We start from the raw sequence: 25,082 nt of genomic DNA, 5'->3' as shown, positions 1-25,082 counted from the left end.
AATGAATCATACCTATCGGGCCATACTGGCAATTTTTACTCTCGCTTTAGTTACCGCATGCGCGACATACACCGGGGACAACCTGCTGAAGCTCCCTGAAAAACCGAGCACTTATAACCAGGACAGAACCATTTCGAAGGCTAAAGAAGGCGTGTCTGACATACTCGATAGTCTGGGAATTCCCGAAGAAACGAAAAAGTCTTTTGAGAAAATTGCTCCGAAAGACGTTATCCGTGAAAGTGAACCTCTCAAACTGACTCGTATCAACAATCAGCTTGTCGTTGCGAGAACCAATACAGATATTTCATTTGCAACAAATTCCATTATTATTTCCATCGGTGCCCTGAACATCTCACACAGCGGTAATAACATCATTGTGTGTGGCAGTGACATAGATATCAGCCATGATGGCGGTTTAGGCAGTGGAAGTCTTGTTATATCGAGGGGAAAGACCAAAATCAGTCATGCCAGAAATACCTTGGTATACGCAATAAAGGGTGTAGCAATTTCGCATGCGAATAACGTAAAGGCGTTTAATACTCACGAGCGTAAAACATCGTGGGGGCACATCAACAACATCATCGTAAAACCACTATTCTACGAAGAAGCGACACCCAACAAATCATTCCAGCTGACCGGCGTCGCCGGCGACCGAGTTCATAGGCACCAACCAAAAGGAATCATCCATGAAAAATGGTTTTACAATATCCACGGATAAAAACAAATTGGATGTTGATACCATTCACGACTATCTGTGCAACAGATCCTATTGGGGAAAAGGAAGAACAATTGAGGTTGTGCAAAAAAGCATCGATCACTCGTTGTGCTTTGGCGTGTATGATGAAAACGACCATTTCTTCGGGTTCGCAAGGGTTGTAACGGATTATACAGTATTTGCCTATCTGATGGATCTTTTCATTTTGGAGCCTTACAGAAATCGCGGAATCGGAAAAAAACTGGTGGATCATATTGTAAACGATGCTTCTTTTACAGATATTCGTTTTTGGCGTCTCGACACAATGGATGCCCATGGCCTTTACAGAAAGTATGGGTTCAAAGAGCCTGCACGTCCTGAAAGGATCATGGAAAAACGAAAAATTTCGAATTAGTCGATTGGCCCAGATAATTCGTACCTGGTCGATTTGAAAAAGGTTGCGTTAAACATTTTCAGCGGATTTCTGGAAGGCTGTGACTATTACGGCACCGCTGGTTAACTCGTCGTTCACGGAAAATGAAAGTATCTGCATATAAGAATTCTGACAAATCGGAAATCCAGCAGCTATTTACAAAGACGTTTTCCGATTCGGAGGGCCATTCAGAAGGGGCGCTGATCGGGCAGTTGGTGCTCGACTTGATGAATGAAACCGGACCTTACGATATATTTGGGTTTGTAGCCACCGAGAATGAAAAAATAATCGGAAGCATTTTCTTCACCAGGCTGTCGTTCGATGCGCCTGTTGAAGCTTTTCTTCTGTCGCCTGTGGCCGTTCAGACAAATCATCAGGGGAGAGGCGTTGGTCAACGACTGATTCATTTTGGCATTGACCGGTTGAAGGAAAAAGGCGTGAAGCTGGTTTTTACCTATGGTGATCCGAATTTCTATTCAAAAGTGGGTTTCAGGCTCATTTCGGAAGATACGGCCAAAGCGCCATTTGAATTGAGCCAACCGGAGGGCTGGCTCTGCCAATCGCTGGATGGCTGTGAGATTGAACCTTTATCGGGAATCTCACGCTGCGTTAAAGCATTCAATAAGCCCGAGTACTGGTAAAATCCGACGGTTGCCGTCGAAATATTTCCGGATTCGGATCGTATCCCCACGAAATGATGAATAAGGAATTCGCAACGAATTAGTGTTCATCCAGAAATAGGAAAATTTGGTCGAGATCGAGGCGCACGAGAAATTTTACCGCAGGCATATGGTTGATATTCCGAGGATAAAATTTTTCGTGCAACAAAGATATCGGGCAAATTGGCCATTTCTGGATGGATACGAATTAGCGGATTGACATCATATGGATTCGAATGAAAAAATAGTTTATCGGTGTCCCCCATTCAGCCTGATTTCCTGTCTTTTTTCGAAATTCCCTCACACCCCATAGAGAAACAAAAAACAATATTATCGCATAGGGCTGCCCGTTGCTGGACCGGCGACCTTTCAAATACGGTTGTCCTGGCAAGCCTGCGAGGCCGTTTGAGAAAACTGAAGAAAAAGGATATACTCCGTGTCATCGCCTGCTGCTATAGGGGAGGCTTATCGATGTCGCTGGTGAAGGACAAGTGTGCCATCGTGGGCGTGGCATTGCCTGGTTCGGAAAACGGAAAGGAAGCAATGAGAGTCAAAACGCTGCGTCCGGGGATGGTGAAAATGGTTGTTCTGGCATTCCTGATGGTCATGAGCGCAGGCGCGCCCATTCTGTTTGCCGGCCAATCGACCTATCGACCGATCGTCATGGCAACGATTCAAGGCCCGACCGACTACTATGGCAAGTGGGGGGAACTGATCTACACCGAAGCCTTTCGCCGTCTGAACGTGAACCTCGTCATCAAAGTATATCCCCTTGAACGGGCGAATCTGATGGTGAGCCGAAAGCAGGTTGACGGCGACATCGGAAGGAGCCTTGCATTTTACGAGTCCTATCCGCATCTGATCCAGGTCCAGGAGTTTCCGTTTTCGATGAAACTCTCGGCGTTTGCCGTAGATCCCGCCATTCGAATCGATGGATGGGAGAGTTTAAGAAAAACACCCTATCGCGTGGAATACCTGCTTGGGAGCAAACTCCTGCCGAAAAAATTGGCGCCGTTGGTGGATCCGGAAAAATTGTCGAGCGTCACGCATTGGGTGCAGGGACTGAAAAAACTCATGGCCGGGCGAACCGATATATTTCTTGAGGCAGAAGGCATCGTATTATACTACCTGGAAAACGATGCCTATTTCAAAGACGCACCGATCCGAATTGCCGGTGTATTGTTGGAGTCTCCGGTCCACGCCTACCTGCAGCCGGAACACGCGGAACTTGCCTTGCACTTGTCCGGAGTTCTGAAAGAGATGAAGGCAGAAGGCATCATCGAAAAGTTCCAGCAGGAAGCCATCGAGGCCACCGGAGGGTTGAAGTAAACGTATGGGGTCCCTGTTTGAAAATATTCCGGCAGAATTGCCGGATGAAATCTTCGAAACCATCTGTGCAGCAAATTGGGTAAAGATTGAGCGGATCGTATCCAACGGTCAAGCTTCGCCCGAAGGCTTCTGGTACGATCAGGAAGGCAATGAGTTTGTGCTGGTGGTAAAAGGAAGCGCCGGCCTGAAGATCGAAGGTGAAGATGACATCGTTACCCTGAGGGCGGGCGACTATTTCAACATCGAATCCCATGTCCGGCATCGGGTCGAATGGACGGATGCTTCCTGCGAAACCATCTGGCTTGCCGTTCACTACTAAGATACAGGTTCACGCTCATGTTGAAAACGAAGATGCCGTCTTACAGTGACGAGGAGGGATCAACGGTTCCTGACGGTCTATCCCCAGTAGTCGATGCCCACGTTCACGTTTTTCCCCACAACCTTTTTTCCGCCATCTGGAAATGGTTCGACGAACATGCCTGGCATATCCGCTATCAGCTGAAGACCTCGCAAGTGTTCGATTTTTTGATTTCTCACGGCATCGCCCACATCGTTGCCCTGCAATATGCCCACAAACCGGGTATAGCGCGGCATCTGAATCGATACATGCTTGAAAAATGCCGGCAGTGCGGCGACCGGGTGACAGGGCTGGCCACCGTGTTTCCCGGTGAGAAGAATGCCGAAGACATTTTGCAGGAGGCCTTCGACTCCGGCCTGAAAGGGGTGAAACTGCACGCCCATGTCCAGTGCTTCGACATGAACAGCGCGCCGATGAACCGCCTGTATGAATGCTGCCGGATCAACCGAAAGCCGCTTGTGATGCACATCGGCAGGGAACCGAAAAGCGACGCCTACCATTGCGATCCGTATGCGCTTTGCCGTGCAGATAAACTGGAAAATGTCTTAAAGGACTTTCCGGATCTGAACGTCTGTGTCCCCCATCTGGGATTCGACGAGACGGACGATTACAGAAAATTGATTGAAAAATATGACAATCTCTGGCTGGATACGACCATGGTCCTCACCGACTATTTCCAGTTGAAAGAAAAAACCGATCTCGGCCGCTACCGATCCGACCGGATCATGTACGGTTCCGATTTCCCCAGCATTCCCTATGCATGGGACCGGGAACTCAGGGTATTGAAAGCCACAGAAATTTCCCGTGATGCTCTGGAAAAAATATGCTGGAAAAACGCGGCCGATTTTTTCGATATTCAATCCTATGGGGGCAACGACCATGAGCACTTTTGACGATTATATTCGATCCTGTGCCCACAATGAGAACTTGGAAGCCAAAGTCCTGGGCGTCGGAGGAAGCCCCAGAAAAGGCGGCAATTCGGATGTACTGATGCAGCATATCGTTCGCGGCGTCTCAAAGAGCGGAATGTTTGCCGGCAGCCTTCAACTGCGGGATTATCGCTATGGGGGCTGCATTGGATGCGAACGATGCAGAAAGGACAAGATCTGCACCGGCTTGAAAGACGGCATGACGCTGATTTACCCGGAACTGATCGAATCGCGGGGCCTAATCCTCGTGTCTCCTACCCACAACTACAATGTCACCGCCTGGATGAAAGCCTTTATCGACCGGTTATACTGCTTTTATCATTTTGAGGACAGTCGCCCCAGACAGTGGTCGAGCCGTTTGTCCGGCCAGGGACGCAAGGCGGTTCTGGCCGCCGTCTGCGAGCAGGAAAAGGCAGCGGACATGGGCTTTACCCTCGACGCCATGCGCCTGCCCCTCGAAGCATTGGGCTATGAAATCGTCGGAGCGTTGCCGGTCCTGGGCATCTTCGACAAGGGCAAAGTGAAAAAAAAGCCCGAGGTTCTATCCCAGGCCGCGGCCCTCGGTGCGAAACTGGCCGAATCTTTGTTGCAATAACGGCTGGAGGCTCACCCTTCCAAGCGAAAAGCCGCCCCATCCGGACGGACAGGAGCAGACGACAATGACCGCCCCCCTGGAAATAAAAAAAGGTTATATCCCCGGCGCCATTGGTCGAATTTCAGAACTTCACGGCGACTATTACCATAAGCACTGGGGATTCGGACTGTTTTTCGAAGCCAAGGTGGCCACGGAGCTTTCGGAATTCCTGCAGCGATACGACGCGGAAAAAGACGGCATCTGGGTCGCCACCCAAGACGGCCGGATCGAAGGCTCCATTATCATGGATGGTATTCACGCCGGAACCGACGGCGCGCATTTACGGTGGTTCATCCTGTCCGATGCCCTGCGGGGAAAGGGCGTCGGCCGAATGCTGGTCGAAAAGGCGATGGCGTTCTGCAGAAACAAAAACTACCGCAAAGCCCATCTTTGGACCTTCGAAGGGCTGGATGCCGCCAGGCGTCTTTACGAGGAAGCCGGCTTTCGCCTTGTCCGGCAGAAGCGGGGCATTCAGTGGGGAACCGAGGTTAACGAGCAGTATATGGAGGCCGACCTGGGCTGAGACTCAATGGATGGTCGGCTTGTTGTCCTTATCTTCGTTGCCCCCGTCGATGACGGTGAATCGGGACCGGCGCTTTTTCTGGGTGTATTCAAAATATTTCCACCGCCACCAGTCGGCGTCCAGCCATTGGGTCGGCGAACGGAAATAAAGCCAGGCCAGTGCGATGCCACCCAGGTGATAGGCACCGTGAACATTGGTCCGGGCCAGAAAGGTCAGGGCCGTGACAATGACAGTGCCGTAACTGATATATTTGGCCTTGATGGGCAAAACGAACATGAAAAGGACGGTGGCCTCCGGATTGAGCAGCCCGAACACCACGATCAGTGCCAGCAGGCTGGGCATCATGCCCGCAAAGGGAATGCCCGGCGGTGTCAGGGCCCCGAAGATCAGACCGGCGACAGCAGCACCCACGGCGGCAAGGATATACAGCCGCAGAAATCTTCGGGTTCCCAATGCCGCTTCGACGGTGCCGGCGAAAAAGTAGAACACCAGGCAGTCGATGAGAAACCCGATGGGGGATCCGGGGGGATGAATCACCGGATGGGTGATCAACTGCCAATAGTGGAATAAACCGCTTTTCGGCGGGCTGAGCGCCAGCAGACCATATAGCTGAAGCCCCAGCCACTGCTCGCCGATGAGTTCGAGAATGTACACCGCCGCATAGACGATCAGCATGATTTTGCCGGTCGACGTCAGCGTACTGCCGAATCCGATGGGTCTGCGAAATCCTTGGGGATGCATACGGGTTGAATCGCTCCGGGTTAAGGGTTGACTGGCCGAGGAAAAATCGCCATCGTCCCCGGCCGACATTGAAAGTAATATAGCACAAATCGGGGGTACGACGCCATAGGTCGGCATTCGAGCGGGCCGGTTCGTTCGGCACCCCTGTCCACACAGTCGAGTTCGTGTTCAACCCATCAGTAGTGAATTGCGCGGAGGACAGATGAAAAAATTGAAAATAGCGGTCATCCCGGGCGACGGCATCGGCCGGGAAGTGATACCCGAAGGCATCCGGGTTCTGGAGGCGGCCGGCAGCCGGCAAGGGGTCGAATTCCAATGGACCGAGTTCGGATGGTCCTGCGAAACCTATCACCGGACGGGGCACATGATGCCGGAAGACGGCATTGATCGATTGAAGGGCTTCGACGCCGTCTATCTCGGTGCAGTCGGATACCCCGGCGTTCCGGACCACATCTCACTCTGGGGTCTCCTGATACCGATCCGGCGGTCCTTCGACCAGTACGTCAATCTGCGTCCGGTGCGCCTGTTCGACGGAGTACCCTGCCCGCTGGCCGGCAAGCGGCCGGGGGATATCGATTTCTTTGTGGTGCGCGAGAATGTGGAAGGCGAGTACTCGATGATCGGCGGCATCCAGTACGAAGGCACGGCCCACGAGGTCGTTTCCCAGACCAGCATGTTCACCCGCCACGGAACCGACCGGATCATCAAATACGCCTTCGAACTGGCCAACAGCCGCCCTGCCCGTCACCTGACTTCGGCCACCAAGTCAAACGGCATTTTTCACAGCATGCCTTACTGGGACAGCCGGGTTCAGACAATGGCCGCAGACTATCCTGACGTCACGGTCGATCAATACCACATCGACATTCTCACGGCCAATTTCGTACGCATGCCGGAGCATTTCGATGTCGTGGTCGGCTCCAACCTGTTCGGCGACATCCTCTCGGACTTGGGTCCTGCCTGCACCGGCACCATCGCAATCGCGCCTTCGGCCAACATCAACCCCGAAGGAAAGTTTCCGTCCATGTTCGAACCGGTGCACGGGTCCGCCCCCGACATCGCCGGCCAGGGCATCGCCAACCCCATCGGCACAATCTGGGCCGGAGCCATGATGATGCAGCACCTGGGCTATCCCGACACCCACGATACGATCTTGCAGGCCATCGAAGCCGTACTGGCCGACGGCAACTGTCTCACCGCAGACATGGGGGGCACGGCCGGCACCGCCGACATTGGACAAACGATTGCCGCAGCGGTCGCCGGTTGACATTGTCGGTTACTTGAATGTTCCGATAAGGTCGTTAATCGCGAAATGGCTCCTTATGCCAACGACCACCGGCGCCAGGATGAAATGGATTTATATGGATGGGGCAACGTTGGGAAATAGCCGATTTTAAGAATAGTTGGGGGAATTCAAATCTCGAGATATTAGAATGCGCCTCATATATCTGATAAGTGTTTTATCCATCGTCCAGCCGTAAAGATTCCACGGCACTGGTCAAATCTCATCTGACTGTAGCGCTAATTCAAAAGGAAGCGTTGTGGGGCGGGATGATTGATAAAACACTTATCAGATATCGCCGGTATAAATTCTATCGCCTGTATCATTCTGGCAAGCCTGCGCGATGCATCAGGTTTCTAAATTTAGCGTCTTTCACAGGATCATGGAGGGTATGGCTCCGTATGAGCCGATTCGCTGTAAAATTCGGCTCCAATCGAATGACCTCATTGGCGGTTTTTCTGGCTTCCTCGATCCGACCGAGATCAGCATAAAAAGCGGTCAAAAATGCTTGGGGAAGAACATGGGTGGGGTTGAGAGCGATGGCCTTTTTCAATGATTGAATGGCTTCTTCCTTTCGACCGACAAGGTGCAGGGCCACGCCATAGGCATAAGGAACCCACCAGGGATGCTTTGGGCTCAACCGCATGGCCTGCTCGAAAAGTTTAACCGCCTCCTGCTCCGCCCCGAAATCCTTGAGTCTGGTAGCCAGTCCGGCGACTGCGGCGAGATCGTTGGGGGCCAGCTCAACTGCTTTGCGTCTCAACGCTATGGCGCGTTCACCCTGACCGGTCAGGGCGTACAGGTTGCCGAGCGTTTGGTACCCTTGAGGTTCATCAGGGTCCATTTCTATGGCCTGCTGTGCCAATTCGATGCCGGACTGGATCGACGCTTCCTTGGATACGCTCCACCCTTGCTTGGCCTCATACCAATCGACAGAGGCCAGCCCGGCTAAAGGTCGGGCCCAATTAGGATCTGCATTGTGTGAATCTTCGTAAAGTTCGCGGGCACGTATCATTCCTTCTCGGGTGAATGTAGCGAATTCTCCATGGGCTTCGATCTTCAACAGCCACGCGTCTAGGTTATCGGTTCCTCGGCTGGCCACCCGTGCTGAAGCGCCTTGGGTCAGTTCCACCTGCAATTCAACCATCACGTGTTTGACGATTTCATCCTGTAAGGCAAAAATTTCCTTTGCCCTCCGGTCAAAACGATCCGCCCAGAGATTGTGACCGTTAATGGCATCGATCAGCTGGACCGTGATCCGAAGTTTATCTTTTTCTTTTCGAACACTGCCTTCCATTACGTACTGGATGCCCTGTTCTTCAGCCACCTGTTTAAAGTCAAATGACTTCCCTTTATAGATGGCGGCTGAACTCCTAGAGATCACAAATAAGTCGGGAGCTTTCGAGAGCGAAGCTGTTAAGTCTTCGGTTAACCCGCTGGCGAAAAAGTTTAATTTGGCATCGTCTGAATGGTTTTCAAACGGGAGCACAGCAATGGATGGCTTGTCTGGAAGCGGATAAGCCATGCGATCCATTGAGGCGGGTTCTAATTTCGGTTCTAATTGTTGGTACCAGACGCCTGCACCTGCAACCGCAACTGCTAACGCTATGGCGGTCACCACGATCCATCGACCTATTGATGCTTTCGATTTAGCTGATTTGACAACCTTTCCGGTGTCCCCCTGGTTGAGAAGTACCTTGTAAATCCTTACCGGCTTTTCGATGTTCTTGACCGAATGTGGCCCGAGATCGGCGAAACCAAGGTCAAGCTTGCCCTCGACCTGATCGTGCACCCCTTTGGAAATACAGATGCCACCTGGATCGGCAAGATTTTCGATCCGTGCCGCAATGTTAACACTATGCCCATAAATGCGATCATCCTTGTGAAGGACATCTCCCATGTTGATTCCGATACGAAAGTCCATGCGACGGTTATCGGGAAGCTTTCCATTTTCTGTTTTTAATGTTCTTTGGATTTCAATGGCACTATGGATCGCATCAAGCGAACTGTCGAATTCAGCAAGTAAATTATCTCCAGGTGCGTCTACGACCCGCCCATAATTATTTTTAATCAACAGGGCAATCGTATCACGATAGGCGGTAATTTTGTCGACGGTGTATTCTTCGTCATACCCCATCAATTTGCTATAGCCGTTAACGTCAGCGCTAAAGATAACTTTTAACTTTCGCTGTATGCCTTTATTCGCCATGACCGACCTCATTTTTTCAACCGTTTCACAGGTCCGTTCAGCAACCCCATGAACGGTCTGGCATGCTCTGCTGCCATTTGCAGTACCTCTTCCTCACTTCAGTCACGACAACCCCGCCACATTCAAATCCAATGTCTTTACAGTGGATTATTTTTCCCATGGTTGGCCTTTTAAGCGTTGCCTTGTTTGTTCATCTATTTCTACTGCGCCGATTCTTTTGATTTGTCTGACTATAAAAGGCTGGAAACATGCCACCAGATCCGTGAGTAAGGAGCCAACACTTTGTCTCGACAAAAAAAATTGAAGCAGTTCTCTGCAGTGAACGTGTGGAATCAGCAGGATCGGGAAAGCGGTCTGAAAGAAAGTATGAAAGCGAATAAGCTGCAAAACTTGAAAATAATTTTTAAAGTAATACATTGTGGTACTATTAACAACCTCAATGGTTCATTTTTCCCTGCCTGATTGCGAATGAGTTGATGCATTTAATAATAAATTTCCAATAAAAAAAGGTTGTTATGTTTTTCTAAACAAGTAAACGGAGAATGATATGCATATTAAAACCATCGATGTTCCGATAAAGGTAAATGCACCGGGTGCTGTGGCCCGCCAACAGACGAATTTCGGCGATGCAACGGCATACGGAAAAATTGGTGCTGAACACTTCAAAATGGATGCAGGCACAGATATCGCTCCACTTCTCAAGGGCCTTGAAAACGACCTATGCCAGGCACCACACTGGGGTTACCTCATAAAAGGGGATCTAACGGTCACCTATACGGATGGAGCGAAGGAGGATACACATGCCGGGGATATGTTTTATTGGCCACCGGGCCATACAATAAAGGTCAACAAGGATGCCGAGTTCTTATTGTTCAGTCCACAACATGAACATACCATTGTTTTCGACCACATTAACAGCAAGCTTGGCGGCTAAAAGTTTCCTGCCAATAGGTATCAAGAAGGATTTGAGATGAGAATTCGCCAGTCCCATGAGTTCGTATTCGTGGGGCTGGCATTTTAATTGGTGGGGTTGGAAATAGATGGTCAGCTTTGATGGTACCTGTAAATTTTCAAAGGATAATAATGTTGGTATAGCTTTCCAACACATTGAAATTCATTTAAATACGTCTTGATCTATATATTGTTGTCGGATAACACCTGGTCGCTTGCAATAGCATTTTGTAACTTTCCGGTGTCGTGTAAATCAGCAGAGTCGGGATTAATTGAGATTAATCCAATAGACAACCATGCGGGAACCATTCAAATTACCATACCATGCCTGCTGGTTATGCCATCACAAAGAAGACGTTCTCGATCATGGCGAACTTCTCCTCATTGCATCCGAGTATTCTGCCGGTACTGAATGGTTGCAGAAACGATAAGCGTACAGCGGCAAGCGTTACGTTTTCCGTTTCCCGGGTTACTTCCTGGAGAGGGAGACCGGTTCCCGCCCGGGAGCGGCGACCCTGCGACGCTCGAGCAGGGATCCGTCCTGCCGGTAAAGGCCGATCAGGGCTTTGAGGTAATTGACGATGGCCCTCACCTCGGCAATCCGGCTGGCCAGAAGGTCGCGCTGGGCCTGGGCTACCAGGAAGCTGGTCGATTTTCCCACGCGCAGCTTTTCGGTTTCGGTACGCAGCTTCTCCTCGTCGAAGGCGCGGGTGACCGAAGACGCGTCAATCTGCTGCTTGGTGCGTCCAACTTCGATGTAAGCTGAACGGACGTCCATTTCCACCAGTTGAGACAGGTTGTCGAGAGCCTTCTCGGCCTGCTTGCGGCTGAGCTGAGCCTGCCGGTGCCGGGCGCGTGCATCGCGGTTGAAGATCGGATAGGCCAGTCGGACCCCGGCCAGGGCGTCGAAATTGTTCCCGTCCAGGTTGCCGACGGCGTCGCCGAAAGCATTGGCATAACCACTCTTGCCCAGGGTGGCGAAAAGGTCCAGCAGGGGCAGCAGACCGTCGCGGGTCTTGACCAGTTCCAGATCGCCCCGCAGCAAATCAAGACGGGCCTGATTCAGCAGCGGCCGCATGCGCGCCGAAACGGCCACGTGCCGCTCGACGGCCTCCATCTCGATCCTGGGCAGGGTCGGCTGATGGATCAATTTCACCTCCCTGCTCCAGAGATCGGGTCCTGGCGGGTTGAGCAGCCTCAGCAGCTTCAGCTGAAAGGACTGCTCGTTGGCGCGGGCTTCGATGAGGGCCTGCGACTGCGCAGCCACCTCGGCCTGGACGGCGGCCAGCTCGGATCGGGCCAACCGGCCGACGGCGATCAATTCCTCGGTTTCGTCGCGTTGCTGGCGGGCGACCTTGAGCGACTCCTCGACGATTTCGATCTGCCTCCGGGATAGGGCACAATCCCAGTAGGTGCGCTCCACTTCGGCCACCAGAGATTCGGTAAACCCGCGCAGCTCGTATTCCGACATGCGCGTATCCAGGCGGGCCTGGCGCAGCCGCACCAGATTGGCCTCGGATCCCAGACCCCGCAACAGCGCCTGGTTGACCGTCATTCCCAGACGGGCCTCGAAGAAGCTGTCATCGTAGAGCGAGGAATCGGTATACGCCATGTCCGCTTCCAGGGCCACCGATGTACCGCTGGGGAAGTAACGTTCCAGCGATATGGCCCCGTCGGCGGTATCGCTGGTATAGGCCTCCGTCTCCGATCCGGATCGGGCCAGGCGTTCGCCCTTCACCCGGCCGGCGGAGACCTCGGCATCGAGGACCGGATCGAACACCGCCTTCTCCTGCTCTTCGGCCGTCTGCCGGATGGCGGGGGTCAACCGCTCCACCACCAGCGAACGGTTGTTCTCCAGGCACAACAAAACGGCTTCGTTGACGGAGATGGTAATCGGCCCGGGCGGAAGCGACGGCACGGCCTCCGCCTCGTTTTCTTTGGTTCTCCCCTGGGTAAGCAGCACGGTGCTGCCGGCAGTCCCTACCATTTCCATGTCCGTACTGCGGTCGGCAGGGAGATCGACCCCTGCGCAGGAAGCCGACAGCAATGCGACTCCCCAGACGAAAACCAGACGGCGATAGTTTTTTGAGAACATCATATCCATTTCCTGTGTTTCCGGATCGATTGGAGCGATAAAAATGCCTTCCGGCTATATATTGGGTTTGTTCGGGGATGACAACCGCCGACTGGGCCGATCGGACAAACGGAAGGCCTGAGCTGGATTCCGTTGAGCAATCCTTTGCCATCTGCTATATCCATTCCGATCATATCTCTTGTCTTTGACCGGGTCCCTCCTTTGATCGAGGCGTGCTCCCGGAAAAATGACCATGAAAAGGACGGTTTTGCGTGAAATCGGGCGGCGCTAAACCTGTGTTGATGGCAGTTGTCCTGCTCGCAGCGGCGGGATTGGGATGGTTGACCTTCGACCGGCTGCAGGGACGGACCGGTTCGGGTGGCGGCGCCCGCGGGCTGCAGCCGGTTCCGGTGGAAGTGGCACCCATCCGGCAGGAACCGATCGCACAACGGAGAATGTTCAGTGGAGAATTGGAAGCGCTGGCCGAGTTCGTCGTCGCGCCCAAGGTCGCCGGCCGCGTGGAGCGGGTGCTGGTCAATATCGCCGACACGGTCAGGCGGGACCAGGTGGTTGCCGAACTGGACAACGGCGAGTATGTCCAGGCCGTGGCCCAGGCCCGGGCCGACCTGGAAGTAGCCAGGGCCAACCTGTCCGAGGCGCGCAGCTCCCTGGAAACGGCCGACCGCGAATTCGAACGCACCGCTTCGTTGCTCAAGCGCGGCATCGCATCGGACTCCGAGTTCGACGCCGCCAGCCAGGAGCGGATGGTCAAAAAGGCCCAGCTGACAGTCGCCGAAGCCCAGGTTGCCAAGGCCAATGCGGCCCTGCAGGCCGCCAACATCCGCCTGGGATACACCCAGGTGACCGCCAACTGGACCGGCGGCGACAACGGCCGCACGGTCGCCGAACGCTATGTGGACGAGGGTCAGACCGTGGCCGCCAACGCCCCCCTGCTCCTGATCGTGGATATGGATCCCATCGTCGGTGTGGTGTACGTCACCGAGCGGGACTACGCCCGTCTCGAGCCCGGACAGAAGGTGACCCTGACAACGGACGCCTATCCCGAAGAAACCTTTACCGGCCGCATCGATCGCATCGCGCCGGTTTTTCGCAAAACCACCCGACAGGCGCGCATCGAAATGCGCGTCGACAACCCGCAATACCGCCTCAAACCCGGCATGTTCATCCGTGCCAGCGTCGTACTGACCCGACTGGCGGATGCCACCATCGTTCCCGAACAGGCCTTGACCAGGCGCAACGACTGCTACGGCGTTTTCATCGTCAATGAAGACGGGCATTCGGTAGCTTGGCGTGAAGTCGGAGTCGGCATCCACGAGGGCAGCCGGGTGCAGATTACGGGCGAGGGGTTGACCGGAAGGGTGGTCACCCTGGGGCAGCAACTGGTGGATGACGGCTCGCCGATCACGATCCCGGCCGAAACCCGGGACAAAGACGACGGCGAGGCCGACAACTGATGAATCTGCCGAGTTTCAGCGTCCGGCGGCCGATATTCACCACCATGGTGACCCTGATCCTGGTGATCCTGGGCGGTGTTTCCCTGAGCCGGCTGCAGATCGACATGCTCCCCAACATCGAACTGCCCACCCTCACTATCCGGACCGACTACGAGGGAGCCAGCCCCGAGGTGATCGAACGGCTGGTGACCCAGATCATCGAGGAGATCGTCGCGACGGTGCCCGGCGTGGAGGAAATCTCGTCGACATCCTCGGAAGGCCGCAGTACCGTCCGGGTCAGCTTCGTCTGGGGTACGGACATCGACACCGCGGCGATCGACGTACAAGGCAAGCTGGAAGACGAAATCAACGAACTGCCCGACGACATCGTCCGGCCCCGTATCCGTAAATTCGACATCGCCAGCTTTCCGGTCGTCCTGCTGGGCATCTCCAGCAAACTGGATCCCGTTGAACTCACCGAGCTGATCGAAGTCCAGATCCGCTATCGCTTCGCCCGCATTCCGGGCGTCGCCCAGGTCGACGTCTGGGGCGGTTTCAACCGCGAGGTGCGCATCGAACTGGACCCCGACCGCATCAAGGGCGTCGGACTCGCCCTGGACACGGTCATCGAAGCCATTCAGGACGCCAACCTCGACCTGCCCACGGGCAAGATCGAACAGGGAAGATACGAGGTCACGCTGCGCGCACCGGCCGAATTCAGCGACCTGGACCAGATCCGCAACACCGTTATCGTCAAACGCGAGGACGGCACCGTCACGCTGGGCCAGATCGCCACGGTGAAAGACACGTACGAAAAATTGAGCCGCATCGTCCGGGTCAACGGAGGACGCGGCCTGCGCGTGGCCATCCGCAAGCAAGCCGACGCCAATACGGTGGACGTGGCCAAACGTGTCCTGGCCGAAATCGACGCCACCAACCGAGCCTTCCCCCAGATCGAGGTCGTGCCGGTCATCAATCAGGGCAATTATATCGAACGATCCATTGCCAACGTGGCCCGGTCCGTACTCTACGGCGGCGGTCTGGCCATCCTGGTGCTGCTCTTTTTCCTGCGCAACATCCGCAGCACCCTGGTGATTTCCCTATCGATCCCCATATCCATCGTGACCACCTTCGCCCTGATCTATTTCGGCGGATTTACGCTCAACCTGATGACCCTGGGCGGACTGGCCCTGGGGGTGGGCATGATGGTCGACAGCGCCATCGTGGTGCTCGAAAACATCTTCCGCCGCCGCAGCGAGTTAAACGAAGCACCGGCACAGGCGGCCGTGGAGGGCACGCGGGAGGTGGGCACGGCGATTATCGCCAGCACCATCACGACCCTGGTCATCTTCGTGCCCCTGGTATTCGTTCGCGGCGTATCGGGGATTCTTTTCAAGGAGCTGGCCTATGTGATCATCTTCTCTCTGGTCTGCGCCCTGACCCTGGCCCTGAGCCTGGTGCCCATGCTGGCCTCCAGACTCCTGACGGACAGGCCGCGACGCCGTCGGACGGCCTTGCGGACCAACGGGTGGGGGACCGCCGCCGGTTCTCTTTTTTCAAGGATGACCCAGGCCTACCTGGATCTGCTGGCCCTTGCCCTGAACCATCGCCTGGCTACGGTGACGATCTCGCTGGCCCTGCTGGCCGCCAGCCTGCTGCTGCTGCCGCTGATCGGCACCGAGTTCCTGCCGCCCAGCGACGAAAGCGAGGTTCGGATCACCGGTAAGATGGAGATTGGCACTCGGCTGGACCTGGTCGACCGCCAGGCCCGTATCATGGAGGCCATCGTCCAGCCGGCGGTGCCCGAGACCGTGGCATCGGTGGTCTCCGTGGGCGCCTCGGGATGGCGGGCCGATGCCGCTTCGGAAGGGGAAATCAGCCTCTCCCTGCTGCCGGTTGTCCAGCGCCGGCGTTCCAGTTCTGAAATCGCAGAGGATCTGCGTCAACGATTGGAAGGCCGGGTTCCTGGCATGCAGATCCGCGTCCGCGCCCCCCAGGGGCAGTTTCTGCTGGATCGGGTTCTGGGCGGTGAGGAGGGTCTGACCGTCGAAGTTCGGGGATACGAGCTGGCCACACTGGATGCGCTGGCCGCGCGCGCAGCCGACCTGATTGCGGATGTTGCGGGCATCACCGACCTTGAAACCAGCCTAGAAGCCGGTATCCCTCAGCAGATGATCCGCGTGAACCGCAACAAAGTCGCCGATCTGGGCCTGTCCGTTCGCGATGTGACCCAACTGCTGCAGACGGCAGTGGCCGGCACCAAAGCCGGAGAATACCGCACCGGAGGCAACGCCTACCGGATCCTGGTGCAGCTCAAGGACGCCGAAAAGCGCTCGCTGGAAGAAATCCTCAGCCTGACGCTGACCACCGCCTCCGGCGAAAAGGTGGCCCTGCGCAACGTCGTGACGGCGGAAACGGGCCGCGGGCCGCTGCTGATCGACCGCAAGGATCAGCAGCGACTGGTGACCATCCAGGCCAATGTCGCCGACCGGGACCTGGGCTCGGTAGCCGCCGACGTACAGGCGCGCCTGGATCGGATTCCACGCCCCATCGGCTATGCACTCACCGTTGCCGGCACGTTCGAAGAACAGCAGAAGGCCTTCAGGGAGCTGGTCGTCTCACTGGGGCTGGCGCTGGTACTGGTTTACATGGTGCTGGCCTGCCAGTACGAATCCTTCCGTGATCCGCTGGTGGTGATGTTCTCCGTTCCCCTGGCCGCGGTCGGCGTGCTGGTGACGCTGTTTTTCACCCATACCACCTTGAACGTACAGTCCTATATCGGCTGCATCATGCTTGGCGGCATCGTGGTCAACAACGCCATTCTGCTGGTGGACCAGGCCGGACGCCTGATCCGGGAAGGGCAGCCTCCCCGGGAGGCTCTCGTCGAAGCGGGTCGCCGCCGGCTGCGGCCGATCCTGATGACCACGTCGACGACCATACTGGGGCTGATGCCCCTGGCGCTGGGCATCGGTGAAGGGGCCGACGCCCAGGCGCCCCTGGCGCGGGCCGTGGTCGGTGGCCTGACGGCATCGACATTGATTACACTGGTGCTCATCCCGACGGTCTATTCTTTTTCCCACCCCGAAGAGCCCCGGTCACGGTGAGCTGACATGGAATCTGCACCGGCCGCCAACCATAAACGGGATATTTCTTCGGAGCGGCTGCAGGCCATCTTTGGCAGGGGAAATCGGTTCGGTCGATTCGGAAAAACACACCTTGAAACTATAACCTGAATGAAACAATAGGAACTTTTTGTAACAGTATTTTTTGAGCGGTCCAAAATTGCATTTTTCAGAATTTATCGTTATTAAAGCCGGTTAAACACATGGCGGCATCTCTTCAGGCGGCTGCGGCGCGTGGTTCGATTTTTGCTTGGTGTTACTGAAAAACTTCAATCCCCCTACAGAAAACCGGAAAGGAAAGCGATGCTGCGGCTCGGGGCAATGCCCGATAAAGCCTCCGAAATGGATCTGGACCACATCTTTATTTCAAGGCTCAAACTGCTGATCGTCATGGCGCGCACCTACCTGAGAAAATACCCCCTGGGGGCGGTCCGCAAATCGGCAATCGTCAAGAACGCTGATTACATCGCCGCCGAAAGCATCGACCTGGAAGAGCTGATTCCCATCCGCAACGAGCAGCCTGCCAAGGACGGGATGAACTTCGACCACGTGTTCTACCAGCGAGTCAAGCTGCTGGCCTCCATGGCAAACGCCATCGGAAACGACCGCCCCATGGGCGAGCATCGCGAAGCCGCCCTGCGAGACAATCTGGAGATGATCAGCGATTCGCTGAAATTCAACAGCGGTGTCAAAAAGGTGGCCTTTCTCAAGGTCGCCTGAACAGATTGAGCGGTATCCGGTCGATACCCAAAAGGAGTGGTCCGCCGGGATCGGCCGACCTCTTTTTTTGTACCCGTTTACGGGGTTGAAATGCCCAATGTGCCGCAGGTGTAGGCGCCGGGCACGCAGACGTTTTGGTCAACCTTCAGTGCCCGGGAACAAAGCAGATGCAGTGCCATGTGAACGCTTACCTTTTTTATCATCGCTCCGGCAGGTAAATCCGGGCCATGTCTTCGAAGGCATCCACCTGCCGCTGCTGCCATTCCCGATCTTTCCCCATTTCCCGAGCCATCGTTTCGGCCACCGCCTCGGCGATCGCCAGGCTGGCGGCAGCGTCCAGAATCAGCGCACGGGTGCGGCGGGAAAGCACATCTTCAAGGGTCATGGCCATCTCGTTGCGAACGGCCCAGACCACCTCCGCCCGGGTATAAGGCAGCGATTCGTGCAGCCGTTCGCCCAGGCGGGGATCGGCATCCACGATGCGCCGGAGATGGACCGCGTCCGAACCGTAATCTCTCAGCGGATCATGGGGGTCCATGTGCTTCAGCCATCCATGGATGCGCAGCTTCTGCGTACGGCAATCGCTCTCGGGCAGGCCGGCAACCAGGGCCGCCTTGTTCACGGTATCCTCGGCCATCTTGCGATATGTGGTCCATTTGCCGCCGGTAATGGTCACCAGACCCGATTGGGATACTTCCAGGTGATGGTCCCGCGAAATGGAGGCCGTCTTTCTACCCTCCCCCGCCCCCACCAGCGGCCGCAGGCCGGCGAACATGCACAAAATGTCCTTGCGGGTCGGATCGTCTACCATGTATCGGGCCGCGTGCTCGAGGATGAAATCGATCTCCTCCTCCTGCGGCCGGGGTTCCAGGCAGGCAGCGTCCACCGGTGTGTCGGTGGTGCCCACCAGCACCCGATCATGCCATGGAACGGCGAATAGCACCCGGCCGTCTTCGGTCTGGGGAACCATGATCGCCGTCTTGCCTTTCAGGAATCGCTGGTCCAGCACCAGGTGGATGCCCTGGCTGTGGGTGATGAGCGGGGCGGCGTCCGGCTCGTCCATGTGCAAAAGATCGTCGGTGAAGATACCCGTGGCATTGATCACGACCCGCGCACGGACTTCCCGCTCCCGGCGGTCGAGGGTATCCGTCAACTTCACGCCGTCGATCATCTTGCCCGAATAGGTCAGGCCGGTGACCCGGGTGTAATTGACCGGCGTCCCACCGGCATCCACAACCGACTGGGCCAGATTGATAGCCAACCTAGCGTCGTCGAACTGCCCGTCATGGTAGATGATGCCGCCGCGCAGCCGGTCCGGTTCCAGGGTCGGAATGCGCTCCAATGTCTCTTCCTTGGACAGTGCCTTGGAACTGCCCAGTCCCAGCCGACCGGCCAGCAGGTCATACACCTTCAGGCCCACCCCGTAAAAAGGGCCGTCCCACCATTCGTAGTTGGGGACGATAAAAGACTGGTTGTGCACCAGGTGGGGAGCGTTTTGCATCAGCAGGCCGCGTTCGTGCAGCGCCTCCAGGACCAGCGAGACGTTGCCCTGCTGCAGGTAGCGCACACCTCCGTGAACCAGCTTCGTGCTCCGGCTGGAGGTGCCCTTGGCAAAATCGTGCTGCTCCACCAGCAGGGTTTTGTATCCCCGAGTGGAGGCGTCCAGGGCGCATCCCAGTCCGGTGGCGCCGCCACCGACCACAACCATGTCCCAGTAACCGTCATACGAATCGATCGCAGCCAGGAAATCTTGTCTGTTCATGAAAATCCTCTTTCTCCGGTCATCCCTGCTCCGGGTCTATGAGCACTCCTCATTTTTCAACGAGCAGGCCGAAAGAATCTGGTCCGGAAGTGATTTGTCCCGGTAGACGGTGATGCCCTTCAGGTTCATGTCCGCCGCCTGCAGAAAAAGTTCTCTGACTTGTTCTTCTGTGATGTGTTCGGGAAGGTTCACCGTCTTGGAAACGGCGTTGTCCGTATACTTCTGGAAAGCCGCCTGAATCTTCAGATGCCAGTGAGGCGGGACCTCCCAGGCAGTCTGGAAGATCCCGGGATCGATGGGTCGGCCCTCTTGCCGGTAGCGTGCGTAGATGGGATGCTCGTCCATGAAAATCTCATTCCCGATGCGGCGCTGGACTTCGAAGGCAAACACGGGTTCGACGCTGCTGCTCGCGCCGGCCAGAAGGCTGATGGTGCCGGTGGGCGCCACGGTGGTCAGGGTGGCGTTGCGGCGTCTTTTGACGCCCCGGGCCGGAAACACGCTCTGGTGAAACGCTGGGAAATTGCCGCGTCTGGCGGCCAGTTCTCCCGATGCGGCCACGGCGGACCGCTGGATGCAGGCCATGATCTCTTCAGCCAAGACCACGGCCCGCTCACTCTGATAGGGAATGCCGAGAAGAATCAGCATGTCGGCAAATCCCATCACGCCCAGGCCGATCTTGCGGTTCATGCGGCTCCACTCCTCGGTCTGGGTAACGGGATGGCGGTTGACCTCCACCACATTGTCCAGAAAATGAACGGCCAGATGGACCAGAGACTCAAGCTTTTCGCAATCGACGGCCTCGTCATTCACGATCCGACTCAGGTTGATCGACCCCAGGGTGCACGATTCATAGGGCAGCAGCGGCTGTTCCCCGCACGGATTGGTCGCTTCCAGCCTTCCGATCACCGGCGTGGGATTGGCCCGGTTGATGCGGTCCAGGAAAAGGATGCCGGGATCGCCGGTCTCCCAGGCACTGCGGGCCATCTCGGCGAGCAGTTCGGCGGCCGACAGACGGTCGACCACCGCGCCGGTTCTCGGGTGAATCAGCGGATAGTCGCGGCCGGCCTTGACGCAGGCGATGAATCCGTCGTCGACCGCCACCGAAAGATTGAAATTGCCCAGCAGCCGGCGGTCGCGCTTCACGGTGACAAAGTCCCGGATATCCGGGTGGCTCACCGGCAGCACCCCCATGTTGGCACCGGGCCGGACCCGATTGCGGTCAATGAGATGAGTGGCGGCATCGAAAAGTTGGATGAAGGACACCGGTCCGCCGGTCACGCCGGAAGCCGGGAAAATGGTGTCCCCGGAGGGGCGCAACCGGCCGAAGGAAAATCCGGTTCCGCCGCCGGTGCGGTGAATCAGGGCGCTGTCCTTGAGGCTCTGGAAAATGGACTCCAGGTTGTCCTCCACCGGCAGGACAAAACAGGCGGCCAACTGGCCCAAGGGTCGTCCGGCATTCATCAGACAGGGAGAGTTGGGCAGAAAAGAGAGCGACGTCAGGGCTTCCTCGAAGCGGGCCGCCGTCTTGCGAACACTGGCCCCGGCATCGAATAGACGGTCCGCCCCGGCCACTACCCCGGCGACCCGCGAAAACAGCTCGTCCGGCGTCTCGATAATCTCTCCGCGATAGTTTCGGGCCAGATATCGCTTTTCCAGCACCTCTCTGGCCAGGGGAGTGAAGTTGCAGATCGTCATCTTTTCGCCTATACCCCTTCGTCGAAGAATCGGTACTTCCGGATCGATTTTGACATGATGGTGTTCGGTTATGATACTATGAAACCATCGTGAGAGAAACCCCAAAAACCTTCCGATGCGGCAGCATCGTCGGCTGCATCCTCTTGCTGGCGGTCTTTGGCGGATGTGCCGGTTTGCCGGATTACGCCTTGCCCCGCAGCGGGGTGACGATGGCCGATCCGGCCATGATCGACGAAGCCTTTACCTACCGCCAGCTAACCCGATCGGATTTCAGGGCGCCGGCCCTGCCGGCCGATCAGGACGCCCACGCGACCGCCATCAACGCCCACACCTGCGCCCGCATCCGACCGACAAAAGACTCGAGATTCTCCGTCGTGCGCACCCGCTATAACGATTCGGTCGTTTTCATCGGCGGCATCGAAAAGATCCGCTTCGAGGGCATCATGATCCCGGGCTGCAGTTGGTGGAACCCGGCCCTGCCAGCCGGCAGTCAGGCCTACGTGCTGCAACACGAACAGATCCACTTCGCCCTGGTCGAACTGGCCGCCCGCCGCCTGACGGTCGACATTCGGGAGGAGGCCCAGTCCTTCATGACCGTCCAGCCTACGGCAGAAGCGGCCAGGACGGAGATCGCCACAACGGTCAACCGGTGGATTCGATCGGCCATGGAGGCATCGCTGGAGATGCATACCGCGTTCGACAACGACACGTCCCTGTTCCACAGCCCGAGATGGCAGCAATGGTGGCAGGATAAAATCGAAAAGCAATTGGCGGCCGATCCCGAACCCACCGGCAAAAAATAAAACCGTCACCCGAAAAAAATCTCTACGCAGAATAAAGACATCGCCGACGATTCTGTTTGACAGAATATCGTTTGGGTGTTAGTGAGTTAGGCAGTTCATGTGTTAAGAACAGTTGAATGCACGATGATTTCCCTTCTATTAACGATAGAGAGGCCGCAAAAAAAATGAACTTCGATGCCATCAAAGTCCATTCGGCACCGGAAGTATTGGCGCAGCAAATCATCGAACAGATCAAGGCCGGCAAGCTGAAACCCGGCGAATGCCTTCCCTCGCAACGCGAACTGGCCCGAATGTTTGAAGTCGGGCTCGGTACGGTTCGGGAGGCCCTGAAAATCCTCGATGTCATGGGCTGTGTGGAGGTCCTGCGCGGCAAAGGATCTTTCGTTGCCGAAAACCTATCCGCCATTCTCAATGGCGCCCCCCGTTTAGAAGATGCACTGGAAGCGGTTTCACTGGCCGAACTGATGAAGGCGCGGGAAGTCGTCGAGATCGGTGCCGCCGGTCTGGCGGCGGAAAAGGCAGACGCCGAAAACATCAAACGGCTGCGGGAGATTACATCCCGCATGATAGCGGTTAACGCCTCCAGCGAAACCTACTACGAAAACGATTTCAAATTTCATATCGCCGTGGCGGAGGCGGCCCAGAACCAGGCCATCCTTGAAATCGTGAAACTGCTGGTCGGCAAAACCCATACCCATACCAATTTTATGGACAAGGCCCTTGGCATCTCTCTGCCGTCAGAGATGAAGCAATGCAGTCAAAGTGCAGTCCGCGTGGTCGATTGGATCGAAAAAAACGATGCCGAACGCGCCACAGAAGAAATGCGGGCGCATTTAAATATCGTCACCGTCAATCTGAAGCAGCAATTCCCGCGGCCCTGAATACCGGCATTTGCGCCTCCTCGGCCCTGGCCACCCATCCAAAGCCCGCCGGACGTGCAACAAGTCTCCAAAGGGCTGTGTTTACAATTTGCGAACGAGTGCCCATCCAGAAATAGGCAAATTTGGTCGAGATCGAGGCGCACGAAAAACTTTACCGCAGAAATATAGCTAATATTTCGAGGATAAAATTTTTCGCGCAACAAAGATATCGGCCAAGGGTAAGATTGGCTTGGCCATTTCTGGATGGGCACGAACCAACGATATCAGGCCGTTATGAAGCCAAATCTCGAGAATCTCGACTTTTTGCGACTCCATCAAAGCCTGGACAGCCTGCTGCGGTTCTGGCTGTTCTCTCTTCAGACCGACTGCAAAGGAAGGTATCGCCACGCCATGAATCCCCCTCTTTCTTTCAAGCCGACGCTTCAGGTGCTCAACGATGAGCAGATCCAGGAACTTCACAGGGCCACGGCGAGGGTGCTCGAACGCACCGGGGTGAAAGTCACCCACCCCGAAGCGCTGGAGATTTTCGCCGGTGGCGGTGCGCGGGTGGAAACCGATCGGGTGTTCATCCCCCGGACCATGCTGGAAGATGCCATCCAGCGGGCACCCGGCCGCATCGTGCTGGGCAACCGCAAGGGAGAAGAAGCCGTCGTATTGGAGGACGACGCCTGCTGGTTCGGCGCCACGCTGGACAACATCTACTATTTCGATCCGACGACCAGCCAGCGCCGGCAGCTCACCCTGGACGACTGCCGCTACATGGTGTCGATTTTCGACGCCCTTCCCAATTTAAGCTGGGGCATGACCTTCGGGGCCATTTCCGACGTCCCCGCCCATCTGTCCGACCGGTACGCGGCCATGCAAGCCCTGAAGTATTCGGAAAAACCGATTGTTTTCTCCAGCAACGATGTAAGCAGCCTTGTGGAAATCTTCGAAATGGTCAAGGTTGCCACCGGCAACGAAGGCTGTTTTGAAACCGCTCCGCCCGCCGCCAGTTTTGTCACTACCATCTCGCCTCTGGTCATCCCCGACCATGTCGTCGAACAATTGATACTCTGCGCCGAAAACGCCATCCCTCAAATTTGCTACGCCGGCGTGCAGGCCGGCAGCACCGGGCCGATGTCATTTGCCGGAACCATTGTCCAGGGAAATGCGGAGACGCTCGCCTGCCTGGTGCTCAGTCAGCTGGTAAGGCTGGGGTCCCCCGTGGTTTTCGGTCATCTTTCCACCATCATGGACATGCGCAGCAGCATTTTTTCTTTCGGCGCCCCGGAGATGAACCTGATGATCGCCGCCCAGTCCCAGATTGCCCGACATTACAGCATCCCCTTCTACGGCACGGCCGGTTGCTCCGATTCGAAACTGCCCGATGCCCAGGCAGCTGTGGAGGCGGTTTTCTCCTGCTTTTCGTCGGCCCTGGGATGCTCGGGACTGATTCACGATGCCGGCCTGCTGGAATACGCCACCATGTCGGCGCCCGAGCACATGGTGCTGGTCAACGAAGTGCTGCACATGGTTGGCCAATACAAAAACGGAATCGATGTCGGGCCCGAGGCATTGGCCCTGGATGTCATCGACGCTATCGGCCCGGGCGGACAGTATCTGACATCGCCGCACACCATGAAGCACTTCCGGGAAGTTTGGTATTCTCAACTCTTCGATCGCAGCGGCTATTCCAATTGGCTGGAAGGCGGCGCCAAGGACCTGACCGCACGGGTGCGCGAACGCACGCTGGCACTGATGGCCCAGCAGCCCGCGCCCCTCGACGACCAGACGATTGCGGCCCTGGATGAGATGAGCCGGCAGTGGACATAACCTGAATCGATACC

Annotated in this window: 20 protein-coding genes and 1 pseudogene; 16 read left to right on the top strand and 5 right to left on the bottom strand. The window is 56.1% G+C overall.

The genetic code is table 11. The annotated features are described in order from the left end of the window. Position 1 precedes the first annotated feature (1 nt). From GN111_RS30465 to GN111_RS30430, 8 genes and pseudogenes are all read left to right on the top strand, one after another. On the top strand, positions 2-718 hold the full coding sequence (locus tag GN111_RS30465) for a hypothetical protein (RefSeq protein ID WP_176603305.1): 717 nt from the start codon (positions 2-4) through the stop codon (positions 716-718). Then, positions 687-1,109: a GNAT family N-acetyltransferase gene (locus GN111_RS30460; protein WP_155307361.1), complete on the top strand. Its 423-nt coding sequence runs from the start codon at positions 687-689 to the stop codon at positions 1,107-1,109. Before GN111_RS30465 ends, GN111_RS30460 begins: the two co-directional genes overlap by 32 nt. 122 nt (positions 1,110-1,231) lie before the next feature. Continuing rightward, a complete protein-coding gene (locus GN111_RS30455; RefSeq protein ID WP_155307360.1) occupies positions 1,232-1,768 on the top strand; it encodes a GNAT family N-acetyltransferase in 537 nt (178 codons plus the stop codon). Positions 1,769-2,257: 489 nt separating this feature from the next. After that, complete coding sequence (locus GN111_RS30450; protein ID WP_155307359.1) at positions 2,258-3,115, top strand: hypothetical protein; 858 nt, start codon at positions 2,258-2,260, stop codon at positions 3,113-3,115. 4 nt (positions 3,116-3,119) lie between these two features. Further along, positions 3,120-3,434, top strand: a complete 315-nt coding sequence (locus GN111_RS30445) for a cupin domain-containing protein (protein WP_155307358.1) — start codon at positions 3,120-3,122, stop codon at positions 3,432-3,434. A gap of 17 nt (positions 3,435-3,451) precedes the next feature. After that, positions 3,452-4,366, top strand: a complete 915-nt coding sequence (locus GN111_RS30440; protein ID WP_155307357.1) for an amidohydrolase family protein — start codon at positions 3,452-3,454, stop codon at positions 4,364-4,366. Then, positions 4,281-4,850: pseudogene (locus tag GN111_RS34645) on the top strand (flavodoxin family protein); the annotation flags it as partial. The gene GN111_RS30440 and the pseudogene GN111_RS34645, both read left to right, overlap by 86 nt. Before the next feature lie 211 nt (positions 4,851-5,061). Then, entirely contained in the window at positions 5,062-5,559 is a 498-nt protein-coding gene (locus tag GN111_RS30430) for a GNAT family N-acetyltransferase (protein ID WP_155307355.1), read from the top strand. A 3-nt stretch (positions 5,560-5,562) separates the two neighbouring features. Here the strand turns inward: GN111_RS30430 and GN111_RS30425 are convergent, their stop codons facing one another. After that, complete coding sequence (locus tag GN111_RS30425) at positions 5,563-6,300, bottom strand: rhomboid family intramembrane serine protease (protein ID WP_170302534.1); 738 nt, start codon at positions 6,298-6,300, stop codon at positions 5,563-5,565. Between the two features lie 202 nt (positions 6,301-6,502). Between GN111_RS30425 and GN111_RS30420 the strand changes: the two genes are divergently transcribed. Further along, the gene (locus tag GN111_RS30420; RefSeq protein ID WP_155307353.1) at positions 6,503-7,567 is read left to right on the top strand and encodes a tartrate dehydrogenase; all 1,065 of its coding nucleotides are present in this window, start codon (positions 6,503-6,505) and stop codon (positions 7,565-7,567) included. 337 nt (positions 7,568-7,904) lie between these two features. On the opposite strand, the gene GN111_RS30415 is transcribed toward GN111_RS30420, so the two are convergent. After that, positions 7,905-9,791 carry an adenylate/guanylate cyclase domain-containing protein gene (locus GN111_RS30415; protein ID WP_170302533.1) on the bottom strand — a complete coding sequence of 629 codons (1,887 nt, stop codon included), beginning with the start codon at positions 9,789-9,791 and terminating at the stop codon, positions 7,905-7,907. Positions 9,792-10,338: 547 nt separating this feature from the next. On the opposite strand from GN111_RS30415, the gene GN111_RS30410 reads away from it, so the two are divergent. Next, a complete protein-coding gene (locus GN111_RS30410; RefSeq protein WP_155307351.1) occupies positions 10,339-10,725 on the top strand; it encodes a cupin domain-containing protein in 387 nt (128 codons plus the stop codon). A 486-nt stretch (positions 10,726-11,211) separates the two neighbouring features. Here the strand turns inward: GN111_RS30410 and GN111_RS30405 are convergent, their stop codons facing one another. Then, positions 11,212-12,840 (bottom strand): TolC family protein, encoded by a 1,629-nt coding sequence (locus tag GN111_RS30405; RefSeq protein ID WP_197740459.1) that lies wholly within the window; start codon positions 12,838-12,840, stop codon positions 11,212-11,214. A 248-nt stretch (positions 12,841-13,088) separates the two neighbouring features. Here GN111_RS30405 and GN111_RS30400 point away from each other — a divergent pair, with 248 nt between their 5' ends. From GN111_RS30400 to GN111_RS30390, 3 genes are all read left to right on the top strand, one after another. Next, positions 13,089-14,291 (top strand): efflux RND transporter periplasmic adaptor subunit, encoded by a 1,203-nt coding sequence (locus tag GN111_RS30400; protein ID WP_231715603.1) that lies wholly within the window; start codon positions 13,089-13,091, stop codon positions 14,289-14,291. Continuing rightward, entirely contained in the window at positions 14,291-17,374 is a 3,084-nt protein-coding gene (locus tag GN111_RS30395; protein ID WP_155307350.1) for an efflux RND transporter permease subunit, read from the top strand. The genes GN111_RS30400 and GN111_RS30395 overlap by 1 nt, the downstream gene beginning before the upstream one ends. A 339-nt stretch (positions 17,375-17,713) precedes the next feature. Next, a complete protein-coding gene (locus GN111_RS30390; RefSeq protein ID WP_155307349.1) occupies positions 17,714-18,112 on the top strand; it encodes a hypothetical protein in 399 nt (132 codons plus the stop codon). Between the two features lie 199 nt (positions 18,113-18,311). Here GN111_RS30390 and GN111_RS30385 read toward each other — a convergent pair whose 3' ends face one another. Then, positions 18,312-19,874 carry a glycerol-3-phosphate dehydrogenase/oxidase gene (locus GN111_RS30385; RefSeq protein WP_155307348.1) on the bottom strand — a complete coding sequence of 521 codons (1,563 nt, stop codon included), beginning with the start codon at positions 19,872-19,874 and terminating at the stop codon, positions 18,312-18,314. A 36-nt stretch (positions 19,875-19,910) separates the two neighbouring features. Continuing rightward, a complete protein-coding gene (locus GN111_RS30380; RefSeq protein ID WP_155307347.1) occupies positions 19,911-21,569 on the bottom strand; it encodes an adenosylcobalamin-dependent ribonucleoside-diphosphate reductase in 1,659 nt (552 codons plus the stop codon). 89 nt (positions 21,570-21,658) lie between these two features. Here GN111_RS30380 and GN111_RS30375 point away from each other — a divergent pair, with 89 nt between their 5' ends. From GN111_RS30375 to GN111_RS30365, 3 genes are all read left to right on the top strand, one after another. Next, positions 21,659-22,372: a hypothetical protein gene (locus GN111_RS30375; protein ID WP_155307346.1), complete on the top strand. Its 714-nt coding sequence runs from the start codon at positions 21,659-21,661 to the stop codon at positions 22,370-22,372. A gap of 164 nt (positions 22,373-22,536) precedes the next feature. Further along, complete coding sequence (locus GN111_RS30370) at positions 22,537-23,253, top strand: FadR/GntR family transcriptional regulator (RefSeq protein ID WP_170302532.1); 717 nt, start codon at positions 22,537-22,539, stop codon at positions 23,251-23,253. Positions 23,254-23,526: 273 nt separating this feature from the next. Further along, positions 23,527-25,068 (top strand): trimethylamine methyltransferase family protein, encoded by a 1,542-nt coding sequence (locus GN111_RS30365; protein WP_170302531.1) that lies wholly within the window; start codon positions 23,527-23,529, stop codon positions 25,066-25,068. The last annotated feature ends 14 nt before the right edge of the window (positions 25,069-25,082 follow it).

This window comes from Desulfosarcina widdelii, from assembly GCF_009688965.1.
Classification (GTDB): Bacteria; Desulfobacterota; Desulfobacteria; order Desulfobacterales; family Desulfosarcinaceae; genus Desulfosarcina; species Desulfosarcina widdelii.
This window is presented reverse-complemented; position numbering and strand designations above follow the sequence as displayed.

Bases quoted from the DNA above. Each gene is read 5' to 3' on its own strand.
- GN111_RS30465 (WP_176603305.1), top strand. From the start codon at position 2: ATGAATCATACCTATCGGGCCATACTGGCAATTTTTACTCTCGCTTTA.
- GN111_RS30430 (WP_155307355.1), top strand. From the start codon at position 5,062: ATGACCGCCCCCCTGGAAATAAAAAAAGGTTATATCCCCGGCGCCATT.
- GN111_RS30390 (WP_155307349.1), top strand. From the start codon at position 17,714: ATGCCCGATAAAGCCTCCGAAATGGATCTGGACCACATCTTTATTTCA.
- GN111_RS30415 (WP_170302533.1), bottom strand. From the start codon at position 9,791: ATGGCGAATAAAGGCATACAGCGAAAGTTAAAAGTTATCTTTAGCGCT.
- GN111_RS30460 (WP_155307361.1), top strand. From the start codon at position 687: ATGAAAAATGGTTTTACAATATCCACGGATAAAAACAAATTGGATGTT.
- GN111_RS30405 (WP_197740459.1), bottom strand. From the start codon at position 12,840: ATGATGTTCTCAAAAAACTATCGCCGTCTGGTTTTCGTCTGGGGAGTC.
- GN111_RS30420 (WP_155307353.1), top strand. From the start codon at position 6,503: ATGAAAAAATTGAAAATAGCGGTCATCCCGGGCGACGGCATCGGCCGG.
- GN111_RS30365 (WP_170302531.1), top strand. From the start codon at position 23,527: ATGAAGCCAAATCTCGAGAATCTCGACTTTTTGCGACTCCATCAAAGC.
- GN111_RS30395 (WP_155307350.1), top strand. From the start codon at position 14,291: ATGAATCTGCCGAGTTTCAGCGTCCGGCGGCCGATATTCACCACCATG.
- GN111_RS30450 (WP_155307359.1), top strand. From the start codon at position 2,258: ATGTCGCTGGTGAAGGACAAGTGTGCCATCGTGGGCGTGGCATTGCCT.
- GN111_RS30445 (WP_155307358.1), top strand. From the start codon at position 3,120: ATGGGGTCCCTGTTTGAAAATATTCCGGCAGAATTGCCGGATGAAATC.
- GN111_RS30425 (WP_170302534.1), bottom strand. From the start codon at position 6,300: ATGCATCCCCAAGGATTTCGCAGACCCATCGGATTCGGCAGTACGCTG.
- GN111_RS30410 (WP_155307351.1), top strand. From the start codon at position 10,339: ATGCATATTAAAACCATCGATGTTCCGATAAAGGTAAATGCACCGGGT.
- GN111_RS30440 (WP_155307357.1), top strand. From the start codon at position 3,452: ATGTTGAAAACGAAGATGCCGTCTTACAGTGACGAGGAGGGATCAACG.
- GN111_RS30385 (WP_155307348.1), bottom strand. From the start codon at position 19,874: ATGAACAGACAAGATTTCCTGGCTGCGATCGATTCGTATGACGGTTAC.
- GN111_RS30455 (WP_155307360.1), top strand. From the start codon at position 1,232: ATGAAAGTATCTGCATATAAGAATTCTGACAAATCGGAAATCCAGCAG.
- GN111_RS30370 (WP_170302532.1), top strand. From the start codon at position 22,537: ATGAACTTCGATGCCATCAAAGTCCATTCGGCACCGGAAGTATTGGCG.
- GN111_RS30380 (WP_155307347.1), bottom strand. From the start codon at position 21,569: ATGACGATCTGCAACTTCACTCCCCTGGCCAGAGAGGTGCTGGAAAAG.